This is a genomic window from Amycolatopsis sp. NPDC005003 (assembly GCF_053600695.1).
In genome coordinates, this window is the sequence record NZ_JBSGAI010000006.1 from 173,952 (window position 1) to 187,959 (window position 14,008).

Below are 14,008 nucleotides of genomic sequence, written 5' to 3' on the forward strand. Positions count from 1 at the left end.
GGTCCCGACGATGTGGCCGGCCACGCCAGGGCGGCGGGTCCGCTGGAGTCGCCGCGGCTCTGGCTGACGCTCGCCGCCCTGGCGCTCGCCTGCGTGGCGGTCACGATCCTGCTGCGCCGGCGGGAGGTCGACCGCGTTGGCGGTCGTGCTCGTGCTGCTGGCCGCGACCGGCGGCATGTCCGGCGGCGCGTTCGCCGCGACGTCCCGGACAACCGGCGCAGGCTCGGCGAGGAACCCGCGCTGCTGGCCGCGAACACGCCACGGAACTACCTGGGCACGATGCCGTTCCGGCGGCCGGTCGCCGCCATGGTCACGGCCGGCACGGGAGACTCCGGCGATGTCGAGACGGCGAGGAAGCATCGCGTCGGCGTTCCGCTCCCGCGCCCAGCGGACGGCAGTCACCTCGACGAGGGTTTCGGCCACACCTGGCGAACCGCCCGCGCGTCACCGCCCTACCTGCTCGCGTTCGCCGCCGGGCACTTCGAGAAGCCCGCGCGGACAACGAGTTCCAGCCGGGCGGCGGGCGGTTTCCCGCTCACCGGCGGATGCCCGATCCCGCCACGGTCCGCAACGCTGAGAACCGTGACGGTTACTGAAAGTACAACAACCAGGCTGGGTATCGCGCGCCTCGCGGGCATCGACCTGGCGCGCGGCCTGGCCGTGTTCGGCATGTTCGGCGCGCACGTCGGCCCCGATCCGAGCATCGGCGGGATCACCGGCGTGCTGATGGATTTCGTTCAGGGCCGTTCGTCGGCGTTGTTCGCGACCCTGGCCGGCCTGTCCCTGGCGATCATGTCCGGCCGGCAGCAGCCGCTGACCGGGGTGCCGTGGCGGCAAGCCGCGGGCCGGATCGCGATCCGGGGCGTCATCCTGCTGGTGTCCGGGACGGCGTTGACGATGACGGGCAGCACGGTCGTGGTGATCCTCGCCTACTACGGCGTGTATTTCCTGCTGGCACTGCCGTTCACCCGGCTGCGGGCCGCGGCGTTGGCCTTGATCGCCGCTGGTACCGCGATCGCGGGACCGCTGCTGTCCTTTGTGGTGCGCCGGTTCCTGGACAGCAGCGGCTGGGGCCAGGCGATCACCGCGCACGACCCGCTCGAGGCGATCGGCGGGGAGGGCGTCGTGCGGCTGCTGTTCACGGGAAGCTACCCGGTCGCCACGTGGCTGCCGTTCGTGTTCGCGGGCCTGGCTCTCGGCCGGCTCGACCTCGCCGCGGCAGTCACCAGGGTCCGGCTGGCGGTCCTCGGCCCGGTGCTCGTCCTCGCCGGCTACGGTGGATCCTGGCTGGCGATCCGCCTGTTCGGGGTGACGGACCTGGTCGGGAACGACGCGGCGCCGGGAAGCGACAAGCTGCCCGGCCCCGGCGGGGTGCTCGAACTCGGGTACCAGGACGGGGATCGCTGGGTGGCGTCGGGCGTGGTGAACACCGACACGCCCGCGTGGCTGCTCGTGTCCTCACCGCACAGCGGCACGCCGTTCGAGATCGCCGGCTCGGTGGGCGTGGCGATCACGGTGCTGGTCTGCGCACTGGTCCTGACGGACAAGTTGCCCCGGCTTTGGCGCCCGGTGACGGCGGTCGGGTCGATGTCCCTGACCGCCTACACCGGTCATGTCGTCGCGATCGCGGCGCTCGGGCTCAGCGGAGCGCAGGGCGAGCCACCGATGGTCCTCCTCGGGTTCATCGCGGGCGCGATCGCCTTCGCGCTGGTCTGGTCCCGGTTCTTCCGGCGCGGTCCGCTGGAGTTCCTGTTGCACGAGGCCACGAAACCGGCTTTGCGCCTGGGCCGGAAGCCAGCGTGATTGCCAGGGGGCACCCTCGTGGACCTGAACGCCATGAGGGTGCCCCTCACGAAGGGATCTCACCGGCTCGCCACTTCGCCGGTCAGCAGCTGGGTGGCGGCGAACTCGGCGTACAGCGGGTTGCCGGCGACCAGTTCGTCGTGGGTGCCGGCCGCCTGGACGGTGCCGTCGTCGAGCACCACGATCCGGTCGGCCTGGGTGACCGTCGAGAGCCGGTGGGCCACCACGAGCACGGTCGTGGACTTCGCCACGGTGGTGACCACGTCCCGGATCGCCAGCTCGGTGACGGCGTCCAGTTGCGAGGTGATCTCGTCGAGCAGCAGGAGCCGAGGCCGGCGCAGGAGCGCACGGGCGAGCGCGACCCGTTGCCGTTCGCCGCCGGAGAGCATGCTGCCGCGGTGTCCGACCGGGGTGTCCAGACCAGCCGGGAGCCGATCGACCAGAGTGTCGAGCCGGGTCTGGGCCAGCGCGTCCCGGATCTCCTCGTCCGTGGCATCCGGACGGCCGTAGACGAGGTTCTCGCGCAGCGTGCCGGACAACAGCGGCGCATCCTGTTCGACGTACCCGATCGTGGACCGCAGGGCGGCCAGATCCCAATCCGCGAGGTCCCCTCCGTCCAGCCGGATCCGGCCGGACGAGGGCTCGTGGAACCGTTCCAGCAGCGCGAACAACGTCGACTTCCCCGCGCCGGAGGGCCCGACGAACGCCGTCATACCCCGAGCGGGAATCTCGAGGTTCACACCGCGCAAGATCTCCGGGGAGCCCGGGCCGTACCGGAACCGGACGTCCTCGAACACCAGCCCGGTGGCGTCCGGGCCGACGATGGTCCGTCCGGCCGGAGCCGGTTCGGCAGGCATCTGCTCGACCTCGGCGAGCCGGCGCACGGCCGCCAGCCCGATCTGCAGCCTGCTGCCCGCGTGCAGGAGCTTGCTGATGGGTTCTTCCAGGTAGAACAGGTACAACAGGAACGCGACCAAAGTGGACAGCGAGATGGCGCCGGTCACGACGCGCGCGCCCCCTACGCCGAGCACGGCGAGGAACGATGCCTGGATCGCGAGTCCGGTGGAGCCGTGCACGAGGGCTTCCCAGCGCGCGGAGCGGATACCGGCGCGCCACGCGCGTGCGGCGCCCTCTTCGATCGCGGCGATCTCCCGGCTTTCGGCGCCGGAGGCCTTGACGGTCCGGAAAGCACCGAGGACACGTTCCATCCGTGACCCGGTCTCGCCGACGGCTTCCTGGGCGGCGTGGGTGGCCTTTTCGATCATGGGCATGCCGGCGAGGGCGAGCAGGCCGATCACCAGCAGCACGGCCGTGGTGACGCCGAGCAGGACGAGGTCCATCGTCGCCATCAGCACGACCATCACCACGGTGGTCACCGCACCGGTCACCAGGCCGACGAGCGAGTGGGTGCACACCTCGCGCAACAGCGTCGTGTCGCTGGTGAACCGGGACAGCAGGTCTCCGGGTTCGGTGCGCCGCACGGCGGGCACCCGCAGCCGCAGCACCCGGCGGGCGAACTGCTTCCTGGCCACGAGCACGACCGACTCGGCGGCGCGTTCGAGCAGGTAGTCGCCGGCCATCGCGACCGCCGCGCCGGCGAGCGCGAGACCGACCAGCAGCACCAGCAGACCGGTGATGGCATTACCCGTGCCCAGCTTGTCCACGAGGGCCTTCGCCGCGAGCGGCTGAGCAGCTGCGGCCAGACCGCCCAGCAGGACGAGCAACCCTCCGAAAAGGACAGTCCGCCACTGCGGCCGGACATACCCGGCCAGCGTCCGCCAGGTCGCGCGGTCGATCGAGGTGCGCACGCTGAAACAGCTCCATCATCTGTCGTAGTGGATCAGCCCTCGATCTTCGATGACGGGAGGTGGCGCCCGGTATCGGTGAACCGGCCGGATGATCCAGCCGGGTGACCGGTCGTGCCCGGTCACCCGGCCGGACCTCATCGGAGGTGCTTCACCGGCTTGGTGGCGGCGTTGAGCAGGTACTCCAGCGGTCCACGGCGGAAGAACCGGGACCAGGTCCCGGCGAACACGATCGCCCCGAGGATGAACAGGAGCAGGGGCACCCAGGAATCCGGGGACTCGGGCCCGGTGGGCACCGACACCAGCGACGACACCACGAAGTGGCCGACGTAGGCCGTCAGGGACATGGTGCCCACGGCGATGATCGGTGCGGCCAGGCGGTGCAGCCACCGCAGGCGGTCGAGGGCCACCGTCGCGCCCACGATCACGGTGATCGCGACGCCCACGCAGCCGATGATGTCGAACGTCATTCCGCTGTGCGGCCCGGCCGTCAGCAGCGACCAGGCCGACCCGGTGGCATCGGGCGGCGCCATGTCGGTACCGGAACCGAACGACTTCGATCCCGATCCCGAGGCCGTCTGCGTCCGCGGCCTCCCGGACGCCGTCGAACAGCCGGCCCAGCAGCCAGGACGTACCGTAGGCGAACACGGCGAGGGCGGGGCCGAGCGCGGCCAGCCGCCGTCGCACGGTGCCGTCGGTGAGGTCGAGGCGGCCCAGCGCCATGCCGGCGATCACGAAGGCCATCCAGGTGATCGCCGGGTAGAAGCCGGTGACCAGCAGATCCAGGATGCCCACGCCGCCGATTCGGTCGAGCGGGTCATAGGCCTTGAGGGCTGCCGTGACCGGCTCGGTCAGCAGCGACCGCACGCCGAACGCCAGCGGCGGCATGACGACCGCGATCGTCGCCGCGATGATCGCGAGGGTCCGGGCCGGCAGCCGCACCAGGGGCAGGGCCAGCAGGAAGTAGAGGCCGTAGAAGGCGAGGATCACCACGCCGCCGTAGGCCATCGCCATGACGGTGCCCAGTGCCAGCAGGATGACGGCGCGGATCGCGATCCGGGCTTTCGCCTGGCGGCCGGCCAGGCCGGTCTTCGGTTCGAGGCGGCCGGCGATCAGCATCAGCGAGAACCCGGCGAGGGTGGCGAAAAGGGCCGACGAGCGGCCTTCGGCCAGCCCGCGCACCCAGGCGCCGACGCCGTCCACGGCCGACGCCGAGGGTCCGATGTGGACGACGAACATCCCGAACACGGCCAGCGCGCGGGCCAGATCCACCCCGACCAGCCGCCCCATCGGGGGGCCGGCAGCCTCGGCCGGGGGAGCGTCCGGCGGGGTTGCGGTGTCCTGTGGTGGCTGTGTCCGAGTCATACCGGAAAGGTCGCCGTTCCGCTTGCCTCACACCATCCGGCAGGTTTCCGGATCCACCCCGCCGACCGGCGGGAACCGGCCGGCTGACCGGCTTTCCGGTACCGCGAATCCGCGTCTCGATCGTGCCGGCGCACCGGGTGGCCCCGCTCTGCCGGTCGGTCGTCGGGTATGAGCCGGCCGATAGTTACGTCGGCGGCGCCGGGACGCGTGATCGTGGAATGTCGAATTCATGAAGCACTCCCGCACGGCCATGTGGGTATCGACCGGCGCCGTGGCGCTCGTCCTGCTCCTGGTACCGGGCGCGACCACCAAGCCCGAACAGCCGGCCACCGCCGAGATCGACCTGTCGGCCGACCTCGGGCCGAGCGGCGTGGCATCGAGATCCGCACGCCGCTGAAGGAGGTGGGCGGCAAGGTCTACAAAGGAGGCCGGAAGAGCGATGATCATCACGCGGACGGTCGCCGGCGGCCGCCGACGCGGCGGGGTAACGCCCGACCGAAGAAGGGACGCACCAAGACGCCTGCGGGCACGAGGTTCGTGGCGCTGCCGCCAGGCATCGCGGTGCTGTACGAGGAGCTGATGGACAGCCATCGGGAGCCGTTCGTCCTGTGCACGCCGGAGGGGCACCCGTGGCGGCGGTCGAACTTCCGCATCCGGTTCTGGCGGCCGGCGTGGGACGGCGTTGAACTGGACGACCCGGGGGCGGGGGAGCGGCGTCCGCCGATCCTGCCGACGTTCACGTTCCACGAGGGCCGCCACACCCACAGCACGTGGCTGACCGAGGACGGGATCCCGGAGGTCGCGCGCCGGGTGCGGCTGGGCCAAAAGACGGAGGGGCAGCGCGCTGGCCTGCGACCACGTGACCTTGGCGATGGTGGACCAGATCCTGGCCGCCCGAGAAGCACGCCGGTAACGATCCCTGGCGGCGCGGTGGTGAGAGGACTGCGAGAGGTGACCAGACCGGGGGTCCGGGGGCGTGCCCCCGGCGGGGTGTGGGGGCTCGGCCCCCACGGGACACGACGAAGAGAGCCCTGCTTGCGTGTTCCGCAAGCAGGGCTCTCCCGCGATCGAGTGCGCGATACTGGGATTGAACCAGTGACCTCTTCCGTGTCAGGGAAGTGTGGCGCATGGTTTGACGAGGCAAAACCCGCACTGCTGCAGGTCGCAGGCTCGGTCTGCTCCCCGGAGGGCTGCTTTCGGCGTCATTGGCTCGGGTCGCCGTCGCCGAATGATCGCCGGAGGAGTTCAGCGCGGGACGTACAACGCCCACTCATGGTCGATCCGGTGTACGGCCAGCCGACGGCTACTCGGCTGCACTACAGGACGGTTCTGGTTCGAGTCGATGTGGAGAACAAGATACCAGGCTGGGCATCTTGGGATTCGCCGTTCGCCGTTTGGGTCAGGGGCGATCAAGGCCAATTGGCGACCCTCCGACCACGATCCATTGACCTGCCGAGGCTTCGATCTACGTGATCGTTGATGGACTGGTTGGTAACGACTCGCAAACGGTGTGTCGCCTTGTGGGAGTTGGTCCTTCCTCGGGTGAGATTTCGGCGGTAATCACACCGGTCGTTCTGCCTGACGGGCTGGTGATCCGGGGCGATGCGCGGCTGGTAATGGAGCGCGCCTGCGGGGGAGTGCCCTGTAAGGGGATCGACAGGGTTGAGTCTTCGGTAGGCTGCCACCCGGACGGTCCCGCCTCTGACCAGCGGTATTCTGTGGGCAGTGTGGTCGTCGAGGGCAGTTTCGGGCTCAACGGTCAGTGCGGGCACCTACGATGACCGTTCGTGCCTGCAACTCACTGGCCGGCTCGGTGACCGGTGTCCGGGCTGAGTCGGTGATCATGGGATAGGTGGTTCGGCTGACGTTCCTCTTCGGCAACGTCCTCAGCCGCGCTCTCCGTCTGGTCTGCCGGTATGGGGTGGCGCCACACGTTGCGTCCGTCGTGTGCTATACCGGGCGAACACCGCCGGGAAGCGGCGGCCCGACGTTCACGGTAGCTCGCCGACCTTCCGGTACTGAAGTTTGATCCTCCGGCTGTGAACAGCGCTCAATTGCTGGGCTGACGCCGCGCACTCGTCGTGGCACCGCACCGGGTATGCGTATGTTCCACACTTCCCGGCGAGTTGATGTCACAATGCGTTGGTGACTCGAACGGCGGCCTCGACGCTCCCGGAGACCAGTGGATGAGCGATCCAGCATCCAAACTGGAGATCTTCCCGGTCGCCATCGGCGAATACGCTGATCCGGCACATCAACGGCTCGAGGTTGAAGCCGAAGTCGCTGAGATCGTTCGCCTCTTGGATGAATTCGGCGGGGAACTCACGCCGTGGCACCTGCCGATGGCGGATCGGCATGGAGACAAGGTCAACGAGCGGCTGACGCAGTGGGCGAAGTCAGACTTACCGTGCACGTTGCTCTACTGGGTGGGCCACGGCTGGTCTGACGGACGGCAAGCGACGCTGGCACACGCTGGGAGCCCGGGGCAGGTCGGTCAGCAGGGAATGACCGCGGCCTTGCTGACGGAATTCCTGGCCGCTCGGGAATCCGAAGCCGGCCCGGAGGCCTGGGTGATCGTGGTCGTCGACACTTGCCAGTCCGCGAAGTTCGTCCAACTACTCGACAGCGAGGTGAACACGCGCCTCCTGCAGCGCCGCCTGTTGCTGGTCGGCGTGTCGTCCCGCGGGGCGACCCGACTCGGCCGGTTCAGCGCAACTCTCCGGGCGATCTTGACTGGTACGTTCCGCGCAGAAGAGACGATTTCGCTATGGGACCTGACCGCGGAGCTGCGTCGTGTCTTACCGGACCACGGTGAAGTCATCCCGAAGCAGATCGCGAACGCTGTCCTTCGCCGGTCTCGGAAGCCGGTCGTCTTGGGTGCGCCGGTCGACGTCTCGACCGAGATCGAGAACGTGCTGGAAGACTTAACCGACGACGAGCGGAGGCACTTCTTCCCGAAGGCTCAGGGAGCTGAACTCGGTGAGCAGGCCTGGTACTTCGAGGGTCGCAAGGCCGAGTCGGAGGCGGTGGCTCGGTGGCTGCACCAGGCCGCTGCCGGGATGCTAGTTGTGACCGGTCCGGCCGGTAGCGGCAAGTCTGCGCTGCTGGGCCACCTGATCGTGCAGAGCAGGCCAGTGGTCCGCCAGCTCCTGTCCCGTCACGGCCTGCTCACGGAATTGCCTGAACCGGCGCGGCCACCCGATGACGCGTTCGACGTTGTCGTCCACCTCACGGGAATGTCCGCTCTGGAGGTCGTCAACCGGCTGGCGGCGGAAACCGCTCATGTGGAGTCCCTGGCCGAAGCCGGGCTGAACGATGCCATCCGGATTCTGACGAAGTCCATCCAAGACCGGTCGCTGACGATCGTCGTCGACGCGCTGGACGAGGCGCTCGATCCACTGACCATCGCCGACACTGTGCTCCGAAGGCTCGTGGAGCTGCCGCGGGTGCGGGTCGTTGTGGGAACCCGGCGCAGCACCCGGGAGGGGCCGGACCAGCCGAGCCCTGCGGACCAGGACATCGTCGACGCGCTGGGCGGTCCCGCGGTGCCCTCCGTGGCAGTGCACCGGGACGGCTTAGCGATCGGCCGTTACGTCCGAAGGCGGCTCGAAACGGCTCAGACACAAGGCCGGCTGGACGTGCCGGCGGATGCCGTGCACGAAGCGGCGCTCGTGATCGGCACGAGTGATCGAGGCTTTCTGTTCGCGCGCCTGGCCGTTCACGAACTTCTCGCAGACCCGTCGCATCTGACTCAAGAGGGCCTTCTCCAGCTGACTGCCGGGGATCACCGGACGTTGTTCGGCATGGCGGTCGAAAGGCTGAGCCGCGTGGACAGCCGTTACGAAGTTCTCCTGCGCTCGCTCGCTTACGCCCGCGGTCGTGGTGTCCCCATCCGCGATGGCGTCTGGGCGAGCTTGGCGAATTCGCTGGGCCCCGCCGCGTCCGAGATCCGTGAGGAGGTGATCGAGGCGCTCATGCGCGACGCGGCACCATATGTGACCTTTGACCGCGAGTTCGACCAGACGGTCTACCGGCTTGCGCACCGGACCTTCGCGGAACACTTCTTCTCGGAAGTAGAGCCGACGCCGGAAAACCGGATCGATCACCACCATATCGTTGTCGCATTGGTCGAGCACGTCACCCGCGACCGGCCGGAGCCGGTCAATCCCTACATCACCCGTTACCTGTCCGCGCACGCCGCGCTCGGCGGCCAAGCCAGTTGGTCCAGTCTCGACGGCGAACCCGGGGTGGTGGACGCGCTCGATCCGCGGGCGGTGGCCGCCGACGCCATGCGTAGCGCTTTCGGGTACTTTCCCTTGCCTCCGGTCATCGCGGGAGTCATCGGAGCGAGCCACCTCTTGGCCGGGGCCCGGCGGACCGAACGGCGCCTGCTACGCCAGCTGGCCATGACGCGGCACACCGACCGGCGCGCACCGGCCGCAGAAGCCCCGGTCCCGGGAGTGCCTTCGGTTATCTGGACCAGCTTCGACAGCAGCCCCACGCACCGGACACTTGCACGCGACGACGACCACACGTTCAAAGCGCTGGCCGTGGTCTCGTGGGCCGACGGCAGGGTGCTGGTCGCCGTGCCGCACGCCGACGATGCCATCCGGTTGTGGGATCCCACCACAGGGAGCACGGTCGGCAACCCGCTGAGCGGCCAGCTGTCACAAGTGCTCGGTCTCTGCGCTGTGCCGCTTCCGGACGGACGAGTCCTGCTGGCCGCCGGCAGCAGTGAAGGAATCCGGGTTTGGAACGTGCTCACCGGCGAGCAGCTGTACGAGCCACTCACCGATCACGCCAACGCGGTGCGCGCGCTGGCCCCAGTCGCACTCGACGACGGCAGGGTGCTGCTCGCGTCAGGCGGCGACGACGGCACCGTGCGGTTATGGGACCCCACGACCGGCGCCTCCCTCGGAGTCTTGGAAAGGCATATCTCCTGGGCTCGCAGCTTGGCGACGGTCCGGCTGGCCGGCGGTGAACGACTTCTCGTCTCGGGCGGCAGCGATCACGCCATCCGGCTGTGGTCCGCTGCACGATGCGAACCGATCGGGCCACTGCACGGAAGCACTTCCTGGAACCGCGCCGTGGTTGCGGTTCCGCATCCGGACGGGAACGTGCTCGTCGCTTCGGGAAGCGGCGACGGAGTCATCCGCCTGTGGGACGTCGAGAGCCGTCAGGAAGTCTGCCATCCGATGGTCGGGCACACCTCCTGGGTTCGCACCCTTGCAACGGTCGGCCTAGGCGACGGCCGTGTGCTGATCGCGTCCGGCAGCCGCGACGGCACAGCGCGATTGTGGAATCCTGAGGACGGCAAGCCCGTCGGTGACGTCACAGTCGATCACTCCGGCGGAGTGGAAGCCCTCGCCTCGATCCACTCTCCGGACGGACGTGGGCTGGTCGCCTCCGGTGGCGCCGACGGCGTCGTGCGCCTCTGGGATCCGTCCGCCTGGGCGGCGACCCGTTCACCGGGGCGGCGCGGTGCGGCGGTGACCGCCTTGATCGCCTTTCCCGTCTTCGGAGGCGGCATCGCACTCTATTCGGCAGACCGGAGGGGCGGAATTCGTGCTTGGGATGCAGCGACCGGCGAGATCCTCTGGGAAGTTCCCGATGCCCACCCGTCTACAGATGACAAGACCTTCCGGCCGACCCGTGGAGCGACGGTGCTGCTCCCGCTGGAACTCCCAGGAGAACCCAGGGTGCTGGTATCCGGAGGAAGCGACGGTTGGTTGCGTTTCTGGTCTCCGTCGGGCGGAGAGCTGTTGCGGGAGATGCCGACCGGTGTGGGTCTCGGCATCGCGAGCCTGGCGGTCGTCCAGGCCGACGGGCGTACCCCTCTCCTGGCCGTCCATAAGGCAATGGCCGGGGTACAGATTGTGGATCCGACGGGTGCGGAGCCAAGCCAGCTATTGCACGCAGGCAGCTTTTCCCGCACGCTTGCAGCTCTTCCGGGTAAATCCGGTGCTGGAAAAGTTCTTGCCGGCGCCGATTCCGACGGGTTGATCATGTGGGACCCGTACGACCGAACCGAGATCAACCGATTCAAACCGGCCGGATATTGGACGCGCACCTTGACCACTCTTGCGCTGTCTGACGGACGGACGTTGCTGGCCGGTGGATCCGCGAACGGGTATGTATGGATCGGCGAGGCCGAAAACGGTCGTGGCTCGGATGAGCCACTGGGCAGTCACGCCCGCGGCTACAATCCGGATACAGGCCACGTCGAGGGGGTCCTCAGCTCGGCGTCGATGACATTGTCCGATGGCCGTCTCCGGCTCGTGACCGGTGGCCGCGACGGCACCGTTCGACTCTGGGATCCGATCCGCCGTCATGAGACTCGCTCGATCGAGGTCGGCGTCGGGGTCTCGGCTCTGTGCCCACTGCCGGACGACCGCCTCGCCCTGGGGACACCCGACGGGGTCGTAATGATCGCTCTCGGCCCAGAACCCGAACCAGTCGATAGTTGAAACTTGTTACGAAAGGGGCGATCCGCCCGATGGTGCCGAAGTGACCAGCGAACTTCCGTGGCGAGCCGACTATCCGATCCAGGAACAGGTGACGTGGGACGCCGTTGTCGTGATCCCCGGCATCATGGGCAGCGAACTGGTCGACGCGGCGACCGGAGACGTGCTCTGGGGCCTGCGGCGGCTCGGTTGGTACGTCCGAGCCTGGAGCTCTGGCCACGGGCTGTATCCACTCCGGGCGACCCAGGACGAGCTCGACGGCCGGGTCGGCCGGGTGAAGGCCACCGGGCTGCTGAGGTTTCCGGCTTTCGCTCCTCTGCTGGCCGGGCTCGAGCCCTACACCCCACTGGTCAAGCGGATCCGGCGGATCGTCCGTGACCGGCGAGCTGTGCTCGAGTTCGCCTACGACTGGCGGCTACCGGTCACGCACAACGCTCGCTTGCTCGCGGAAGCCGCGACCGGCCACCTGGCGAACTGGCGCACCTTGTCGGGCCGGTCTGATGCCCGGCTTTGCCTGGTCGCTCATTCGATGGGCGGTCTGCTGTGCAGCGCCATGGCCACGATCTCCGGTGCGATGGACGACGTTCGGACCACGATCACCCTAGGTACCCCGTTCGGTGGCGCTGTCAAAGCTGCGGTCATCCTCGGCACCGGCAAAGGTGCGCCGGTTCCACGACGGCGCCTGCGCGAGCTCGCCGCCGGGCTGCCGGGTGTCCACGACCTGCTCCCCAGCTACCGTTGCGTCGACGAGAAAGACACCGTCCGGCGATTGACACCGGACGACGTGTCCCGCCTCGGCGGTTCGGCCGATCTCGCGCGAGACGCGTTCGGGCTCCCACGGTCGGCTGCCCTGCCCGGCCACCGTGCGCTCATCGGCATCGATCAGCCGACCGCCAGTACCTTGACGCTCGCGAACGGGGAGATCACCGCACACGCCCACACGTTCCGGCTCCACCAGGACGGCGAATTCCACCGAGACGCGAACGGCACACTGGTCCGGATTGTCAGCGGCGGCGACGGCACTGTCTCGCGCAACTCCGCAGTTTTCGCCGACACTGCCGCGATACCCCTCGCCCAGCAGCACGGCAGTCTCGCCCGGACCGACGAGGCGATCGATTTCGTCTGCGACGTCCTGCTCAACGCCGAGGCCGATCTGGGGCCCAGGCTGGGGGAGGGCGGCATCGGGCTCGCGGTGCCCGACGTAGTCGCTCCCGGCGCGGAGTGGACGGCCGCCGTCACCGGAGTGCCGCCACATCTGGGTCGTTGCGTAGTGACGGACGCCGACACCGGACGCGCCGTCGACCATCCGCTTCTCCACCGCCGAGATGGGGACGTTGTGGCGGCTGTGACACTCCCTGCGCCGGGCGTGTACCGGTTCGAAGTCGCTGGCGGCGGCACCTCCGCGGTCCGCCAGCTCGTCATGGCCATGGACGACACATCACCTCGCTCGGCTGTACCTCGCCAGAGTTGTCCGTGACCGGTGGGCTCATCTGGTGCCAGATGGGCTGCGCTCAGCTGAGGACGTGACACGGGCGCGATGGCTCACCCTCATGAAGGACTCGCGTTAGCGTGGGGACGGGTGGACAACCAGAACGCCCTGCGGCACGCTGCCAAGGCCTTGACGCTGTACCAGGCCCTTGGCCAGCAGGCGTGGGAAGCGGACGCGCTCAACCTGGTTGGTTGGTATGCGGCTCAGATGGGCGATTACGACACCGGCCACACCCAGTGTCAGGCTGCCCTCACTCTGCATCGACACCACTGCAACCCGACTGGAGAAGCGGCTACGCTTGACAGCCTCGGCTACATCGAGCATCACAACGGCCACCACCGCGAGTCCGTGGACTACTACCGGCAGGCCCTATCTCTGTTTCGTGCACTCGGCAACACCTCTGAGGTCGCAGATTCCCTCGACAAGTTCGGCTTTCCTTATGTGTGCCTTAGTCAGCCTGAGCAGGCCCGTGCTGTTTGGCGGGAGGCGCGAGATTTGTATCGAGAACAGGGGCGAGGTCACGACGCCGATCGTGTCCAGGGACAACTCGACGAGCTCGACAGGACGGACAGCTCCGCCAAAACTGGCGAATAAGTTGGTCGCCGTATCGAAATCGAGGCCTCCGCGCAGCAACCGCAGCGCTGCACACAACGCACCAGGTGATGGCTTTGCCGACGGATCGACGTGTTGGTGGCGAAGATCGCGCCCTGATCACGCACGGTCGTGTCAACCGCACAGAGCACCACAGTTTGATCGTCTCGTCTTCGGCCACGGCTTCGACGACGAGCGTGCGGTCGTACAGCTCGGCCACGTCGTGCTGAAGGTGGCCTGGTCGGCGCCGCCGTGGAGTCGAGGGGCCCTTGCCTGACGGCACGGTCTACCGATGCGCGGATCTGGTCCGGTGTAGCGTCCAGAACATCAGGTACAGCGTCGACGAGGACATCGTAGTCGGCGCGGGCGAAGACCTCGGCGATGACACGGCCCATCTGGCCGGCGCCGACGACGCCTATTCAGGTGTGGTCGGTCATTGGTCAGCTCCCGGTGAACCGCGGTGCTCGGCGGTGTGGTTGGCTGCGGGCTGC

Annotated in this window: 8 protein-coding genes and 1 pseudogene; 5 read left to right on the forward strand and 4 right to left on the reverse strand. The window is 68.4% G+C overall.

Features of this window, described 5'->3' with window-relative positions; all coding sequences use genetic code 11:
* Positions 1-12: 12 nt before the first annotated feature.
* On the forward strand, positions 13-1,803 hold the full coding sequence (locus ACWED2_RS09635; RefSeq protein WP_449690015.1) for a DUF418 domain-containing protein: 1,791 nt from the start codon (positions 13-15) through the stop codon (positions 1,801-1,803).
* 59 nt (positions 1,804-1,862) lie between these two features.
* Here the strand turns inward: ACWED2_RS09635 and ACWED2_RS09640 are convergent, their stop codons facing one another.
* The 3 genes and pseudogenes from ACWED2_RS09640 to ACWED2_RS09650 form a co-directional block, all read right to left on the reverse strand.
* A complete protein-coding gene (locus ACWED2_RS09640) occupies positions 1,863-3,611 on the reverse strand; it encodes an ABC transporter ATP-binding protein (protein ID WP_449690016.1) in 1,749 nt (582 codons plus the stop codon).
* Positions 3,612-3,745: 134 nt separating this feature from the next.
* Positions 3,746-4,141 carry a DUF418 domain-containing protein gene (locus ACWED2_RS09645; RefSeq protein WP_449690017.1) on the reverse strand — a complete coding sequence of 132 codons (396 nt, stop codon included), beginning with the start codon at positions 4,139-4,141 and terminating at the stop codon, positions 3,746-3,748.
* Between the two features lie 154 nt (positions 4,142-4,295).
* A pseudogene (locus ACWED2_RS09650) lies at positions 4,296-4,973 on the reverse strand (heparan-alpha-glucosaminide N-acetyltransferase domain-containing protein); the annotation flags it as partial.
* Positions 4,974-5,202: 229 nt separating this feature from the next.
* Between ACWED2_RS09650 and ACWED2_RS09655 the strand changes: the two are divergent.
* The 4 genes from ACWED2_RS09655 (at position 5,203) to ACWED2_RS09670 (ending at position 13,520) form a co-directional block, all read left to right on the forward strand.
* The gene (locus tag ACWED2_RS09655; RefSeq protein ID WP_449690018.1) at positions 5,203-5,370 is read left to right on the forward strand and encodes a hypothetical protein; all 168 of its coding nucleotides are present in this window, start codon (positions 5,203-5,205) and stop codon (positions 5,368-5,370) included.
* 1,789 nt (positions 5,371-7,159) lie between these two features.
* A complete protein-coding gene (locus ACWED2_RS09660) occupies positions 7,160-11,440 on the forward strand; it encodes an nSTAND1 domain-containing NTPase (RefSeq protein ID WP_449690019.1) in 4,281 nt (1,426 codons plus the stop codon).
* Positions 11,441-11,480: 40 nt separating this feature from the next.
* Positions 11,481-12,914, forward strand: a complete 1,434-nt coding sequence (locus ACWED2_RS09665; RefSeq protein WP_449690020.1) for an esterase/lipase family protein — start codon at positions 11,481-11,483, stop codon at positions 12,912-12,914.
* Between the two features lie 102 nt (positions 12,915-13,016).
* On the forward strand, positions 13,017-13,520 hold the full coding sequence (locus tag ACWED2_RS09670; RefSeq protein ID WP_449690021.1) for a tetratricopeptide repeat protein: 504 nt from the start codon (positions 13,017-13,019) through the stop codon (positions 13,518-13,520).
* On the opposite strand, the gene ACWED2_RS09675 is transcribed toward ACWED2_RS09670, so the two are convergent.
* Positions 13,445-13,936, reverse strand: coding sequence for a 3-hydroxyacyl-CoA dehydrogenase NAD-binding domain-containing protein (locus tag ACWED2_RS09675; RefSeq protein WP_449690132.1), 492 nt, complete (start codon positions 13,934-13,936; stop codon positions 13,445-13,447). The two genes, ACWED2_RS09670 and ACWED2_RS09675, sit on opposite strands and share 76 nt — an antisense overlap.
* Between the last annotated feature and the right edge of the window lie 72 nt (positions 13,937-14,008).

Bases quoted from the DNA above. Each gene is read 5' to 3' on its own strand.
- ACWED2_RS09645 (WP_449690017.1), bottom strand. From the start codon at position 4,141: ATGGCGCCGCCCGATGCCACCGGGTCGGCCTGGTCGCTGCTGACGGCC.
- ACWED2_RS09655 (WP_449690018.1), top strand. From the start codon at position 5,203: ATGAAGCACTCCCGCACGGCCATGTGGGTATCGACCGGCGCCGTGGCG.
- ACWED2_RS09660 (WP_449690019.1), top strand. From the start codon at position 7,160: ATGAGCGATCCAGCATCCAAACTGGAGATCTTCCCGGTCGCCATCGGC.